Annotated in this window: 2 protein-coding genes (1 of these 2 only partly in view); both read right to left on the bottom strand. The window is 75.3% G+C overall.

Annotated elements, in window-relative coordinates:
- A protein-coding gene (locus OIU81_RS34845) for a non-ribosomal peptide synthetase (protein WP_329154264.1) crosses the window boundary here: on the bottom strand, positions 1 to 2891 show its 5' portion. Its footprint begins 1792 nt before the window's first position; the window shows 2891 of its 4683 coding nt (coding positions 1–2891); its start codon is at positions 2889 to 2891; its stop codon lies beyond the left edge, outside the window.
- Entirely contained in the window at positions 2888 to 16180 is a 13293-nt protein-coding gene (locus tag OIU81_RS34840) for an SDR family NAD(P)-dependent oxidoreductase (RefSeq protein WP_329154263.1), read from the bottom strand. Before OIU81_RS34840 ends, OIU81_RS34845 begins: the two co-directional genes overlap by 4 nt.

The following is a 16180-nucleotide window of genomic DNA, read 5'->3' as shown; positions in this document are numbered from 1 at the left end:
CGGATCCGCCCGACCGCGGCCTCTGCGGCCTCCGGGCCGGCCTGGACGAAGGCCACCAGACGCGGCTGCCCGGGCTGGTCCTCGCGTACGGCCACCCGGACGTCGCCGACGCCGTCGGCGGTGCCCGCCGCTCCGGCGCGCCGGACGGCGGCCTCGATCTCGCCGAGTTCGATGCGGTGGCCGCGCAGCTTGACCTGACGGTCGGCGCGCCCGAGCAGCACCATGTCCCCGTCCGCCGACCAGCGGGCGAGGTCGCCCGTGCGGTAGAGCCGTTCGCCGGTCGCCGGATCGCGCACGAAGCGCTCGGCGGTCAGCTCCGGCTTGCCCCGGTAGCCGCGGGCGACGCCGTCGCCGCCGATGAGCAGTTCACCGACCGCGCCGAAGGGCACAGGGGCGCCGTCGGGACCGGCGGTGCGGAAGGTGGTGTTGGCGAGCGGGGTGCCCACGGTGACCGGTCCGCCCCGCCGGATCCGCTGGGCGGAGGACCAGATGGTCGTCTCGGTCGGCCCGTACATGTTCCACAGCTCGTCGCACCGGTCCAGCAACCGGTCCGCGAGTTCGGCGGTGAGGGCCTCGCCGCCGCACAGCAGCCTGCGCACGCGTCCGATCCAGCCGGCGTGCAGCAGCATCTCCCAGGTGGCCGGGGTGGCCTGGACGACCGTCGCGCCGGCGTCGCCGATGAGATCGGCCAGCGCGAACCCGTCCCGCACCACGTCCTCGGGCGCGATGTGAACGGTGGCGCCCCGGGTCAGCGGGAGCAGCAGCTCCAGACCCGAGATGTCGAACCCGGCGGTGGTCACCGCCAGCAGGGTGTCGTCCTCGGAGCAGCCGGGCCGCTCGGCGGTCGCGGCCAGCAGGTTGACGAGGTTGCCGTGGCAGACCTCGACGCCCTTGGGCTCGCCCGTGGATCCGGAGGTGTAGAGGACGTACGCGAGGTCGTCGTCGCGGCGGGCGACCGGGGCGACGGTCTGCGCCTCGGACTCCAGGCCGGTCAGGGGGACGCGCACGCCCGGTGCGTCCGCGGGCAGCCGGTCGGCCAGGTGCGGATCGACGATCACGGCGGTGGGTGCCGCGTCGGCGGTGATGTGGGCGAGCCGGGCCGCCGGGAAGTCCGGGTCGAGGGGGACGTAGGCGGCTCCCGCGCTCTGGACGGCGAGGAGGGCCACGATCAGCGCGGCCCGGCGAGCGACGAGGACGCCCACGACGTCGCCGGGGCGTACCCCGTGCTCGGTGAGGATCCGGGTAAGGGCGTGCACCTGCCCGGCGAGTTCCCCGTAGGTCAGCGAGCCCGTCGCGTCGACGACGGCGGTGCGCCCGGGGTCGCGCCGGGCGCGGGCGAGCACCAGGTCGGCGGCGGTGACGTCGCGCGGCCGTTCGGCGCGGGTGGTGTTGGACCGCTCGACCGTGCGGCGTTCGGCGGGGGTGGCGGGATCGAGGTCCCCGAGGCGTACGGAGGGATCGGCCGTCACCGTGTCCAGCAGCAGCCGGTAGTGCTCGGCCAGCCGTTCGACGGTGGAGCGGTCGAAGCGCTCCGGGTCGTACTTGAGGTAGAGGAGCACGCCGGTGTCGCGCACGACCACCTCGACGACGAGGTCGTTCTCGCCCTCCTGGGTCAGGTCGAGCGCGTCGCGGAAGACGGTCTGCCCGGCCGCCATGTCCTGGTCGCCGCCGACTCCCTGCTGCAGGTAGAAGCCGATGTCGAAGCCGGCCGCGGTGCCGGTCGTGCGGCGCAGGTGGTCGACGACGGAGGCGAAGGGGTACGCGCTGTGCTCCTCGGCCTCCGCCATCCGGGCTCCGACGGCGGCCGTGAGCTCGCCGAAGCTGTGGTCGGGGTCGCAGTCCACGCGCAGGACCACCGGGTTGATCAGGTAGCCGACGGTGCGGTCGAAGCGCTGCGCGGGACGGCCGTCGGTCGGCACCATCACGCTGAGGTCGCGGTGTCCCGAGTGGCGGTGCAGCAGTGCGAGGAAGGCACCGAGCACGACGCTGAAGGGCGTCAGCCCGCCTGCACGGGCGGTGTCCTGGACCGCCGCCCAGGTGGCGTGCGGGAGCCGCAATTGCACCATCTCGCCGCGGGTGTGCGAGCCGGATCCGGTGCGCCGGCGGTCGGCGAGCGCGTCCAGGACCGGCGCCGTGGAGGCACCGGTCAGCCGATCGAGCCACCAGCGCCGGTGTTCCTCCGTCTCCGGGGCGGCGAGCATGGTCCGCTGCCACTCCACGAACTCGGCGTAGGACGCGGCGGGTTCGACCGGCGGCAGCTCACGGCCCTGGGCGAGCGCGTCGTGGCAGGCGACGATGTCGCGCAGCAGCAGATGGCTGGAGACCCCGTCGGTGATCAGGTGGTGGAAGACCAGGAGCAGCAGGGTGGCGCCGCCGGGGGCGGCGACGAGCCACATCCGGTACAGCGGGTCCTGCTCCAGGTCGAACGGGCGGCGAACCAGGTTGCGCACGCGGGCGGCGAACTCCCCGTCGGTCACGTGGCCGAGGTCCAGGCGGGTCACCTCCGGGGCGCGGCCGGTGACCTCCTGGACGGGCCCCGAGGCGTCCAAGCGTACGGAGATCCCCAGTTCCGGGTGCCTGCGCACCATCGCGGCCAGCGCCTCGACGAGCCGGTCCTCCTGTACGTCCTGCCCGAGCCACAGGCCCAGCGGCAGGTTGTAGGAGACGGTCTGCGGATCGTCGGCGTGCAGGGCCCACAGTGCGGCCTGCCCGCGGCTGAGTGGGTAGGGCCCGGTGGGCGCCTCCGGGGCGGCGGCCGCGGGCGCGGCCGGGGCGGGTGCGGCGGCCGGAGCAGTCGCGTCGACCAGGCCCCGTACCAGCAGCTCGGCCACTTCGCCGGACAGCTTGCCGGAGGCGATCGCCGCCAGCAGTTCACGCAGGTCGGTGCTCATCGGCCCGCCCCTCCCTCGAGTACGGCCAGCGCGTCGTCCACGCGGACGGTTCCGTCGCGCAGCCCGGCCAGCAGAGCGGCCACCTGGTCCACCGGTGCGACGGCGGGAGCCGGATCGGGCTCCTGGTCCTGGTCCTGCTTCTGCTTCTGCTCCTGCTCCTGGGGCGCGGGCAGTGGCCCGTACGCCTCGAACACGGCCCGGGCCAGCGCCCGTACCGTCTGGGCCACCCCGAACATCCGGGTCGGCACCTCCACCCGGTAGTCCGCGCCGAGGCGGCGGCTCAGTCGGCGCAGGCCCAGCGAGTCCACTCCCGCGTCCGACAACGCCCGGTCCAGGGGCAGGCGTTCGGGCCGCATGCCCAGGTGGGCCGCGAGGAGCCCGCGCACGTGCGTACGGACGGCGCCCTCGGCGTCGTCTCCGGCCGGCGCCCCGGCCTCGGACGGCTGCGCGGCGGCGGGCGTCTCCACGGGGACGGCAGGCTCCACGGCGGCGGGTGTCCGCGGCCCGGCCGTGGCCGGGGTGTCCGCATCCGCCTCGGCCCCGGTGTCGGCGACCAGTCCCGCCTCGGCCGCCTGGAGGGCGTCGAAGCGGGCTCCGGGCGTGAGCCAGTAGCTCTCCCGGGCGAAGGGATAGGTCGGTGCGGGCACCCGCCGGGGCGCCGTTCCCGGCCACAGCTCCGCCCAGTCGATCGGGGCGCCCCCGACCCACAGCCGGGAGACCTTGTCCAGTCGGCCCGCGTCCACCACGGCCCGCAGGTACCGGCCGCCCTCGGGGCCGTCCAGCAGCAGGGCGGTGGTGGCGTCCTTGCCGTCCCCCGCGAAGACGCCCGGAACCGGTCCGCCGGCCTGCCACGCCTCCAGGGCGGCCGCCAGCGCACGCGGCGAGTCGGCGACGACCGCGAGCCGCTCGGAGAAGGCTTCCCGGCCGGTGCTCAGGGTGTGGGCCAGGGCGGCCGGGTCCACGTCCTCGTGGTCCGCGGCCCAACGGGCCAGGTGCGCCGCGTAGTCGCGCAGCCGCTCCGGGGTCTTCGCCGACAGGACGAACAGCCGCTCCCCCGCCGTCGGGAGGACCGGCGTCTCCCGGTACTCCTCCACCACCAGGTGCGCGTTGACCCCGCCGAGGCCGAAGGAGCTCACTCCCGCTCGCAGCGGCGCCTCGGCCCCGTCGGCCGTGCGGACCCGGTTCCAGGGCTCGTTCCCGGACGGCAGGCGCAGCGGGCCGCCCTCGAGACGCAGGTGCGGGTTGAGCTTCTCCAGGTGGACGTTGCCGGGGATCGACCCGTGGCGCATCGCCAGCAGCGTCTTGATCAGGCCCGTGACGCCGGCGGCCGCCTCCAGGTGGCCGGTGTTGGTCTTCACCGCGCCCAGCACCACGTGGGGCTGCCCGGGGGCCGCGCCGTGGTCGGCGTACAGCTCCGCGAAAGCCGACTTGAGGCCCTCGACCTCGACGGGGTCGCCGAGTTCGGTGCCGGTGCCGTGGGTCTCGACGTAGCCGACGGTCCGCGGGTCCACACCGGCGCGCCGGTGCGCCTTGACGATGCAGGCGGCCTGCGCGTCCGGGTTCGGGGCGGTCAGCGAGTTGGTGCGGCCGCCGTGGTTGACGGCGCTGCCCCGCAGGACGGCGTGGATGACGTCGCCGTCGGCGATCGCCGCGTCGAGCCGCTTGAGCACCACCACGCCCACACCCTCGGCACGGACGATGCCGTTGGCGCGCGCGTCGAAGGTACGGCAGCGGCCGTCCGGGCTCAGCATGTCGGCCTGGCTCATGTCCACGAACAGCGTCGGCGAGGCGATGACGTTCACTCCGCCCGCCAGCGCGACCTCGCAGTCGCCGCCGCGGATCGCCTCGGCCGCCCGGTGGACGGCGACGAGCGAGGAGGAGCAGGCGGTGTCGATGGTCTCGCTGGGGCCGTGCAGGTCCAGCAGGTACGAGACCCGGTTGGACATGATCGCGTGGGCCCTGCCCACCGTGCTGTAGCCGTCGAGCGGGACGCCGAGGGCGTGCTGGAGCTCGAAGTAGTCGTAGGTGCTGCTGCCGATGAAGACGCCCGTGTCGGTGCCGGCGAGCGCGGAGGGCCGGATGCCGGCGTTCTCGATCGCGCTCCAGGACGCCTCCAGTACGAGCCGGTGCTGCGGATCCATCGCGACGGCCTCGTGGGGGGAGATGCCGAAGAACTGCGGGTCGAACAGGTCGACCCGGGGCAGGAACCCGCCCCACTTCGCCGTCGTGCGGAACTCGCCGGGCGTGGGCTCCCCGAAGAGGCGGCGCCAGTCCCAGCGGTCGGCCGGGATCTCGTCGACGAGGTCGTCGCCCGCCGTCAGGTGCTCCCAGAACGCGTCCAGGTCGTCCGATCCGGGGAGCATGCCGGCCATGCCGACGATGGCGACGCCGACGGGCTCGCCGGTGCCGGGCGCCGGCGCGGCGGCCCGGACGGAGGCGGCCGGGGAGGCCTCGGCGGCGACGGACCGCGCGCGGGCCGGTTCGGCTGCCGGGTGCTCGTCGTATGCCGTGGCCTGGCCGGGTGCCGAGGCCGGGCCGGATGCCGAGGCCACGGGCAGGGCTTCCCCCCTCAAGTGCGCCTCGAGAGCCGCTCCGTGGTGCCGGAGGATCTTGTCGATCAGGTCGTCGGCGGTGGCCACTCCGAAGAACGTGGCCGGGGTCAGGTCGAGGTCCCAGCGGGCGTTCATCCGGGAGCTCAGCCGCGTGTACGTGATCGAGTCGAAGCCGAACCGGCTGAGCAGGTCGTCCGGCGCGAGTTCCTCGGGCCGGATGCCGGCCACCTCGCGCAGGACGGCGAGTATCTCGTCGGCCGCCGAGGCATGCCAGGAGGACCCGGCTCCGGACGTGGCCCCGGCCGCGGGCTGCTGCCGTACGTCCGCGCCGGCCGCCGCGACACCGATCCGGCCGAGGAACTCGTCCGTGCCCGAGACCACTGCCACCTGAACCTCCTGTCGGCCGAGCACCCGGCTCAGCGCTTCGAATCCCGCCTCCGGCGAGAGCGGGTGGACACCTGCCGCGGCCAGCCGGCCCAGGTGGCGCTCGGTGAGGGCGGAACCCGACCAGGCCCCCCAGTTCACGACGTGGACGGGGTAGGGGAGCCGCGCGGCGAGCGCGCGGCCGATGGCGTCCTGGGCGGTGCACCCGGCCGCGTAGGCCGCCTGGCCGGGGTTGCCGAGGAAGGACTGCACCGAGGAGAACAGCGCCAGGAAGTCCGGCCGCCGGTCGCCCAACGCCTCGGCGAGGGCCTCGGTGGTGCGGCTCTTGGCCGCCATGCCCCGCAGGAACCACTCCTCGTCCATGGCCGCCAGCGAACGGTCGCTCGGCACGGTCACCGAATGCAGGACCCCGTGGACGACGCCCACCCGGTCGAGCACGGCGCGTATCTCGCCCGGTTGCGAGGCGTCCGCCCGGTGGACCTCCACGCGGGTGCCCGAGGGGTCAAGGGCCTTGATCCGGGCCGCCCGGACCTCGTCCGGCGCGGAGCGCCCGACGAGGACGACGCGGGCGCCGTGACGCCGGACGAGCTGCTCGGCGATGTCCAGACCGACGTCGCCGGTCCCGCCGACGATCACGTACGTACCGCCCTCGCGCAGGACGGACGCGGCCCCGGCCGTGACGTCGACGGGCTCGAGGACCTCCCGGTACCAGCGTCCGGCGTGCAGCGCGTAGTCGCCGGGGGCGGCCACGGGGACCGCCGTCGGGTCCTCGGGGCCGATGTCGACGGTGGCCACCCGCCAGCGCTCGCACTCGCTCCGCACCGACCGGGCGATGCCCAGTGCGGCGGCCGACCCCGGGTCGGTCGCGGCGCAGGTCACGACCGTCAGGGCGAGTTCGCCGCCCGCTCCGGGGCGCGCCTGGAGGTGCTGGACGACCCGGAAGAGGTCGAGGACCCCGCGCTCGCCCTCGATCACGGCGTGGACCGCGACGGGGGTCGGCAGGGACTCCAGCGGCGCCGTGCCGATCCGGTGGACCCCGTCCCCCGGCAGCTCGGCGGGGCCGAGCACCCAGACCGGGCCGGTGACCGGTCCGCGCAGGGCCACGTCGGCGATCGGCCGCCGGCGCGGGGCGTAGAAACCCGCCCGGGCCGGGTCCGTGCTCCTCGGCTCCGTGCTCGCCGGGGCCGTGCTCGCCGGGGCCGGGGCCGGGGCCTCTGCCCACGGGGCCACTGCCGACGGGGCCACTGCTGCCGGGGCGACCCAGCACCGGCGGCGTTCGAACGGGTAGGTGGGCAGCGGGATCGAGACCCCGCTCGCCGGCCAGTCGACGGCGTCCCCGGCCACCCAGCGGTCGGCGTCCGTCCCGCCGGCGGGCCGGGCCAGCGCCGGGTGGTCGGTGCCGTCGGCGGCGGCCTTCAGGGCGGCGACGAGCGTGGACCGGTCGGCGGCGGTGACCGCGAGCCGCTCGGCCATGGCGTCGCGGCCGTGCTGGAGGGTGTGGGCCACGTCGGCCAGTTCCGCTGTCCGGTCCGCCCGTTCGACGGCCTCGCGCAGTGCGGCCGCGTACCGGCGCAGGGCCTGCGGGGTGCGGGCGGACAGCGGGAACACCCAGGGGCCGTGCGGCCGCCGCACCTCGGGCGCGGCTCCCGCCTCCTCCAGGACGACGTGGGCGTTGACGCCTCCGTAGCCGAAGGAGCTGACGCCCGCGCGACGCGGCCCGGCGGCCGGCAGCGGCCAGTCCCGCGCCGAACGGAGCAGCTGGAAGGGGCTGCCGTCGAACCGCAGGTGCGGGTTCTGTTCCCGCAGTCCGGCCAGCGGCGGCTGCACGCCGTGCTCCATCGCGAGGAGCACCTTGATCACTCCGGCGGCGCCGGCAGCGGATTCCAGGTGGCCGATGTTGGCCTTGACCGCTCCGATGCCGCAGTACGGCTCGGCCGGCGGGGGCGTGCCCCGGCGGTTCAGCAGTTCGTCGAAGGCCAGCCGCAGGCCATTGATCTCCACCGGGTCGCCGAGCTCCGTGCCGGTGCCGTGCGTCTCCAGGTAGCCCAGGGTGGCCAGGTCGGTTCCGGCGCGCTCGTGGGCCCGTACGATCATCGCTGCCTGGGCGGCCGGGTTGGGCGCGGTCAGGGACCGGGCCCGGCCCCCGTGGTTGACGGCGCTGCCGCGCAGCCAGGCGCGGACCTGGCGGCCCCGGGCCCGCTCGGCGCGGGCGAGCACCACGAAGCCGTAGCCCTCGCCGCGTACGAAGCCGTCCGCGCGGGCGTCGAAGGTCCGGCACCGTCCGGTCGGGCTCAGCATGCCCGTGCTGCTGAGGAGGACGTGGTTGTGCGGGGACAGCACCAGGTTGATCCCGCCGGCCACGGCGATGTCGCACTCGCCCGAGCGGAGGGACTCGGCGGCCCGGTGGATGGCGACCAGGGAGCTGGAGCAGCCGGTGTTGACCGGTTCGCTCGGGCCGTGCAGGTCGAGGTGGTAGGAGACCCGGTTGACGAGGATGGAGTGCGCGGTGGCGGTGGCGGCGTGCGCGTCGACGGGCAGGCCGGAGGCCCTGCGGATCTCGTCGTAGTCGCTCGATCCCGCGCCGACGAACAGTCCGACGTCGCCTCCCGCGAGGCTGCCCGGCGCCAGGCCGGCGTCCTCGAGTGCCGTCCAGACTCCTTCCAGCACCAGCCGCTGCTGGGGGTCCATGCCCTCGGCCTCGTGCGGGGAGATGCCGAAAAAGAGGGGGTCGAAGCGGTCGACGTCGTGGATGAAGCCGCCGCGGCTCGCGTGCACGCCCTCCGGGAGGGCGTGGCGGTCCCAGCGGTCGGCGGGGACGTCAGTGACCAGGTCGTCCCCTTCCACCAGGTGCTCCCAGAACGCGTCGAGGTCGGCACTGGCGGGCATCCGTCCGCTCATTCCGATGACGGCAACCGCCTTGGGGTCGACGGGGCGCGCGGCCCAGGTCGTGGCGGGCCGGTCCTCCGGGGCCGGCGCGACGGGCAGCGTCGCGGTGGGCGGCGTCGCGGTGGGCGGCGTCGCGGTGGGCAGTGACTTGCGGTGGTCGCGCGCGAGACGGTCGGCGAGGGCCCGCAGGGTGGGGGTCTCGTAGAAGAGCGCGGGCGTCACGTCCAGGTCGAAGGCCTCGTTGAGCCGGCTGGCGAGGAGGTTGTAACTGACCGAGTCGAAGCCGTAGTCACCGATCTGCCGGTCGAGGTCGAGTTCGCCGACGGGGATGCCGGAGGCGTCCGAGGTCAGGTCGAGCAGCGTGTCCGTGAAGGCGGCCGTGGCGGCCCCGGTGGCCTGTGTGGTTGCCGTGGCCTGCGTAGTCCCCCTCGCCCGCGGGGCGGCGGGTGCGGTGTCGCCGGCCGCCGCCCTCGCCACCAGGACGTGCTGGAAGTTGCGGGTGGTCCGGGCGGAGTCCGGCGAGGCCGTCACCGCCTCGTACCCGGCCCCGCCGAGCACTCCGGTCCAGCCGGGAACGTCCAGCAGCGGCGAGCCGGGCAGGCGCAGGCTGGTGTCACCGTGGGCCCACCAGCCGTCGAACAGCCCGTAGGTGAGCGTGCCGGACAGGGTGACCGTCGTCAGCTCGTTGAGGAGCAGTTCGCCGCCGGTACGCAGGACCCTTCGCAGGTGGCGCAGGGCACGGCCGACGTCCGAGGTGGCGTGCAGGACGTTCGCGCCGACCACGAGGTCGAAGCCGCCCTCGTCGAAGCCCTGGCCGACGGGGTCGGTGTCCAGGTCGAGGCGCTTGAACCGCAGGAAGGGGTACCGGGCGCCGAACTCCTGCCGGCCGTGGGCGAGGAAGGTCACCGACAGGTCGGTGTACCAGTACTCGAGCCGGCCGCCGTACGGTGCGAGGGCGCGCAGGAGTCCTGCGGAGGTACCGCCGGTGCCGGAACCCACCTCCAGGATACGGACGGTGGCGTCGGCGGGCAGGTCTGCGAGGCGTTCCTCCACGTGGGCGACGAGGCGGCGGGTGAGCAGGTCGTTGTAGAGGTCGCTGATGGGGTTGCCGCGGTACACGCGTTCCATGAGCGAGGTGCCGGAGGACGGGAACAGCAGGTCGGTGGCGAGGAGTTCGCCCCGCAGCAGCTCCGGGTAACGCTCCAGGCACAGGGCCAGCAGCCGTACGAAGACGGCGGACTCGGGGTGCGCGTCGGCGAGGGCGGCGAGCTGTCCGAGGTGCCCGCCGACGCGGGCGGCGGCCAGTGCGTCGGGGGCCGGGCGCAGGCGTCCGGCGTATGACGTGAGCAGGCCGTCGCCCACGAGCGCGTCGAGCACGGTGCGCAGCAGGCGTTCGTACCGGGGGGTGACGCCCACCCGGCGCATGACCTCGTCCGCGTCGGGGTCGGGTCCGTTCCAGGTGCCCAGGTCGTCGAGCAGGGCGAGCAGGGCCCCGCCCGCGATGCGGGTCATCTGTCGGTCGAGCGCGTGGAAGTCCTCCACCACGCGCAGGTCGGCGGCGTTCGCACGCCCGCTGGTGGGCGTCACGTCGGTGCTCTCCGTTTTCCTGTTCGCTGCCATGCGCGCGCGCAGGGCCTCGGTGCCGGGCACGACGACGCTCTGGGGCGCCGGCCCCCGGAGCGTCTCGACGAGCGCGGCGAAGCCCGCCCGGGGGGTGATGGACCGGAAGCCGGCCGCGGTCAGGCGGTCCCGGTGGGTGTCGTCGGCCACTGCCCCGACGGTGCCCCAGAAGCCCCAGTCGACCGCGCGCACCGGGTAGGGCAGGCGGGCGTCGAGCGCGTGGGCGTAGGCGTCGAGGAAGGTGGAGCCGGCGGCGTAGTTGGCCAGGCCGGGGTCGCCGAGGAAGGACTGGGCGGAGGAGAAGAACACCAGGAAGTCCGGGTTCCGTCCGCGCATGGCGTCGACGAGGGCCGCGGCGACGCCGGACTTGGCCGCCAGGCTCTGTGCGAGGTCCGTGTCCGTGAGGTCGCGTACCAGCCGGTCGCGCCGTACCAGTGCCGCGTGGACGACGCCGTGCACCGGGCCGGCCCCGTCGAGGACGGCCGCCAGCCGGCCGGGGTCGGTGGCATCGGCGCGGGCGTAGCGGATCCGGTCCCCGAGGTCGGCGTCGGCGAGCTCGCTGCGGCCGACGAGCACCACGTGGGCGTCCCAGTCCTCGACGAGGCGGCGGGCGATGGCCAGGCCGATGCCCCGGGCGCCTCCGACGATCACGTAGGTGCCGCCGCGGCGCAGTGGGACGGGCCCGTCGGCGGCCGGGGCGGGCCGCAGGACCTGGGCGTGGCGGACGGTTCCGGTGTACGCGACGCGCGTTCCGCGGGGTGCGGGCGCCAGGAGGGCGGCGGACGGGTGGGCGGGGTCGAGGTCGGCGCAGGCGACGGACCAGCCACGGTGCTCGTTCTCCATGACCCGGGCGAAGCCGGTGATCCCGGCGGCGTAGGGGTCGGTGACGGAGCGGCCGGGCGGGGCGGCGGCGCCGGCGGTGACGATCACCCAGTCGAGGGTGTGCGCACGGGACCAGGCCCGGGCGTACGGGGCGAGGGCCTTGACGCCCGCGTCCTCGGCGCGCCCGACCCGCTCGGCCTCGTCCAGGGTGGTGTCGGCGGTGTCGGTGGGCCCGGTCAGGACGTAGACCAGTCGGGGTGTCACCCGGATCGGTGTGCCCAGTTCGGCGAGGACGGCGTCCTCGTGACGGGCGGCCAGCTCGCGGGCCAGGCCCGCACGGGCGGGGGCGTGGAGCACCACGACCGGACCGTCCGGCGCCGGCGGCGCGGTGGGCGTCGGGACGGCCTCCCAGGCGGGTACGTCCAGCGGGAGCGGCTCGACGCGGGGCTCGGCAGCGGCCCCGGCCCTCGCGGGGGCGGCCTGCTGCGCGGCCGGTACGTCGACCCAGCACCGCACGCGGGCGAACGGGTACTGCGGCAGCTCCACCTTGCGCGGCTGCCGGTCGCGGTGCAAGGCCCGCCAGTCGGGTGCGGCGCCCTCCGCCCAACTGCACGCCCACGCGGACGGGTCGGCCGGGAGCGGGTCCGCCCCCAGCGGGCCGTGAGCGGGGCGCTGCCCGGTGACGGTGCCCCGGTGGAGGCCCGGCGCCGGCGAGCCGGCCAGGAAGGCGCGGAGGGCGGTGCGGAGCCCGGCCGTGTCGGAGGCGACCACGGCGAGCCGCTCCTCCAGGGCTTCCCGGCCGATCTGCGTCGTGTACGCGATGTCGGCCAGCGCGGCCTCCGGTCCGGCGCCCGCCGAGACGGCCTCGGCGAGAGCGGCGAGGGTGGAACGGGCGTCGACGTGCGGGGCCCGTCCCGGGAACCGGTCGGCGAGGACCCGCGCGAGCCGGCGCAGGTCGGCGACGTCCAGGCCGAGTTCGTCGAGCTCGGCCTCCGGGTCGGCGCCGGCGAGGCCGGCCGCTTCGGCCACTGCGGCCACCGCGTCGAGCGGGTCGCCCGCCGTCGGCTCCACGTACCGCTCGGCGAGCTCGCGCAGCGCCTGCGGGGTGCGTGCGGAGAGCAGCACCACCTGCGGTCCGGCGGTGGAGGGGCCCTCGGCGGACGGCGTCTGCTGCGGGAACTCCTCGACGATGACATGGGCGTTGGACCCGCCCGCGCCGAACGCACTGATGCCGGCGCGGCGCGGGCCGCCCGCAGCTCCGGCGGGCCACGGCTCGCTCTCGCGCTGGACGCGCAGGCCCGTGGAGTCCCAGTCGATGCTCGTGTTGGCCGGGTCGGCGTGCAGGGAGGGGACCAGGGTGCGGTGGCGCAGCTGGAGGAGGACCTTGGTCAGTCCGGCGATGCCCGCGGCCGACTCCAGGTGTCCAATGCCGGACTTCACCGATCCGAGCCGGCTCCGCGCGTCGCCGTAGGCCTGGGAGAGGGCCGTGATCTCGATGGGGTCGCCGAGGGAGGTGCCCGTGCCGTGCGCCTCGATATAGCCGACGGAGGCGGGGTCCACGCCCGCCCTGGCCAGAGCCCGGCGCACCACGTCGGCCTGCGCCGCGGGGTTCGGGACGAAGAACCCCCCGGCGCGCCCGCCGTGGTTGACGGCGCTGCCCTTGATCACCGCGAGGACCCGGTCGCCGTCCTCCAGGGCGCGGGCGAGCGGCTTGAGCACGACGACCCCGACGCCCTCGCCGGGTACGTAGCCGTCGCCGTCGGCGCCGAAGGCGCGGCACCGGCCGTCGGAGGAGACGAAGCCGACCTGGCTCAGGTGCAGGTACTTGTACGGGTGGACGATCAGGTTCACCCCGCCCGCCAGCGCCAGCTCGCTGTCCCCGGACCGCAGGCTCTCGCAGGCGAGGTGCAGCGCCGTCAGGGACGAGGAGCACATGGTGTCCAGGGCCAGGCTGGGGCCGCGAAGGTCGAGGAAGGCAGAGACGCGGTTGGCCACGGCGGAGGAGAAGGACGTCGGCAGTACGGGCAGCCGGTCCTCGGCGCCCAGCCCGAGCATCTGGTACTGGTTGAACATCACTCCGGCGAAGACGCCGACCATGCGGCCGGCCACGTCGGCGCGGGTGAGCCCGGCGGACTCCAGGGCGTGCCAGGAGGTCTGGAGGAACAGGCGCTCCTGCGGGTCCATCCCCGCGGCCTCGCGCGGGGTGATCCGGAAGAAGCCGGGGTCGAACTCGTCGATGCCCTCCAGGAATCCGCCCCACTTGCTGTACGAGTGGCCGACCGCGCGGTCGGGCCGGTAGAACTTGTCCGAGGTCCAGCGGTCCGCCGGGATCTCGGTGACGCAGTCTCGGCCGGCGCTGAGGTTGCTCCAGAACCGGTCGAGGTCCTTGGCCATGGGGTAGCGGCCGGCGACGCCGATCACCGCGATGTGCCGGTCTTCGGTCTCCGGCGTGCCATGGGTCTCCGCGGGCCGGGGGGCGGCGGCGGTGCCGGTAGAGACAGCCCCGGCTGGGGCGGCGTCGGCGGGGGTGAGGCCCAGGGCTTCGCGGGCCCGCTCCGGGTCGCCGTGGAGCACGACCAGCTCGGTGCCCGACAGGGCGAGGGCCCGCTCGAACACGTCCAGGCCGGCCGCGGTCGGCAGCGGGGTCTGGCCCTGCCGGGCGAACAGGGCTTCGGCGGCGGCGTCCGTGCGCATACCGCCCTCGGCCCACAGCGGCCAGGCGAAGGAGAGCAGTCCGCGGTCGCGGGCGTAGGCGTCGAGGAAGGCGTTGGCGGCCGCGTAGTCGCTCTGCCCCGCATTGCCGGCGACGCCGGTCACCGAGGAGAACAGCGCGAAGAAGTCGAGGTCCAGGTGGCGGGTGGCCTCGTCCAGCAGTACGGCTCCGCGCACCTTGGGCGCGAGGACCGCCGCGAGGTCCGTGGCGGACTTCGTGGTGAACAGCCCGTCGCGCAGGACGCCGGCCGCGTGCACGACGCCGTCCAGCCGGCCGTGCCGTTCGAGAATGCCGCTGATCAGGGCGTCGACCTCGGCGGACACCGTGATGTCGGCGCGGACGTAGGGGCCTTCGGACGCCGGGCGCGGCGTCCGTCCCACGAGGACGGGCGTGGCTCCGCGCGCGGTCATCCGGGCGGCGAGTTCCCGGCCGATGCCGCCCGCACCGCCGGTGATCAGGTAGACGCCGCCGGGCCGGAGGGGGACCGCAGGGCCGGGGTCGGCGTCGCGGTAGCGGCGGACGTGGCGGCCGCCGGGGGCGTGCCGTACCCAGGACTCCCCGTGGTCGGTGAACTCCGCGAGCAGGGCGTCCGCGTCGGCGGGGCCGTCGGACTCGACGGCGGTGATCGCGAGGCGCGGCTGCTCCAAGCGCACCGTGCGGGCCAGTCCGGCCACGGCGGCGGCGACGGGGCCCGGGCCCACGTGCACGACGGGGACCGGGCGGTCGGCGAGGACCTGGGCCAGGGCGAGCACCTCGGCACAGGCGGACCGTACGGCCTCGGGGAGGCCGGCGGCGTCCTGGTCCGCGGCGTGCAGGACCGCTTCCGGGGCCGTGCCCTGTCCGGCGAGGTCGGCGAGGAGCAGCCTCAGATCCCCGGCCTCGGCGGGGCGCAGCTCGTAGGAGTGGGGGGCGGTCCGGCGGAAGGCGGGACCGCGCCGGACGGTGATCTGGTCGGCCCGTACCCGCTGGTCGCCGATGACCAGCAGGGGTCCGGCGGCCGGTGCGAGGGAGTGCGGCGCCGCCTGCCACAGGCCGGTCAGGCAGTGGGTCCTGGCGGGCGTGTCCGCCGCAGGGGCGGAGGTGGCTGGGCGGGCGGGCCGCTCGGCGGGCAGCAGTCCGGCGAGGTGAGCGGCGACCGCGTCGACGGTCGGGTACTCGAACAGCAGGGTCGGGTAGAGCGCGATGTCCCAGTGCTCCTCGAACAGCCGCACCAGGGTGAGGAGGTGGGAGGAGTCCAGACCGAGGTCGTAGAAGCCCCGGTCGCCCTCGACCACCAGTGCGGGGTCGGCGACCGCCCGGCGGACCAGCTCGACCACCTCGGCCCGGAGGTCCACCGGTCCGGCGTCGGCGCGGACGGGCTCCGCAGGGCTTTCCGGTCGGGCGGGGACGGACGAGTGCGCGGGGACGGCCGGCTGCGCGGGGACGGCTCCGGCCACGGCCTGCGGGGCCGGCTCCGGCCGCTCACCGGCGAGCCGGGTGATCGCCGCGGCGGAGCGGACGCGCTTGAAGGTCAGGTTCGTGAACCGGGCGGCCAACGCGCCCGATCCGTCGCGCAGTTCGATGTCGGCCTTCACCACGTCGTCCCCGGCCCCGGCTCCGGCCGGGTGCATGCGCAGGTCGACGGTGCAGGCGTCCCCGAGGGTGCGGGCGGCGCGGAAGGAACCGATGTGCAGGGGGATGAGGGGGCGCCCGTCCGCGTCCGCGCCGTCGAAGGCGAGCGCGTACGACTGCATGGTCGAGCCGTCGAGCAGGGCGGGGTGCAGCAGGAAGTCCCCCACCGTGCTCCGCGCCTCGTCACCGAGCGCGATCTCGGCACGCACCCGGTCCGCCGTGGCGCGCAGGGTTCCCGCGCAGCGCATGAACGCCCGGTGCTCGATGCCGGCCGACCGGCCGGTGGCATAGACCTCGTCGACGTCACGCGGCATGCCGGACGGCTGGAGTGCGGCGGCTCCGGTGAGCGGGGGCAGGTCGGTGCGCAGGGTGGCCCGCAGGTGGGTGGTCACGCTGTCGTCGACGGGCTGTCCGTCGCGGATCCGGCGGCTGGTCGCCGTCACCCGGAAGACGGCGCCATCGGGTGTGATGTCGACGGTCAGCTCACGGTCGAACGAGTCCGTGGTGACCACCGGCTCGACGAACAGCACGTCGCTCAATTCGGCGCGGTCCAGGGGGATGTCGCGGGCGGCGAGCAGCCGGTAGACGATGTCGAGGAAGGTGACACCCGGCAGGGTGCGCACCCCGTGCACCCGGTGGTCGTCGACGATCGGGTTGTCCCGCTTCAGGTGCAGGGCACAGCGAACGGACCTTCGGTCCAC

The sequence above is a fragment of the Streptomyces sp. NBC_01454 genome (assembly GCF_036227565.1).
GTDB lineage: Bacteria > Actinomycetota > Actinomycetes > Streptomycetales > Streptomycetaceae > Streptomyces.
This window is presented reverse-complemented; position numbering and strand designations above follow the sequence as displayed.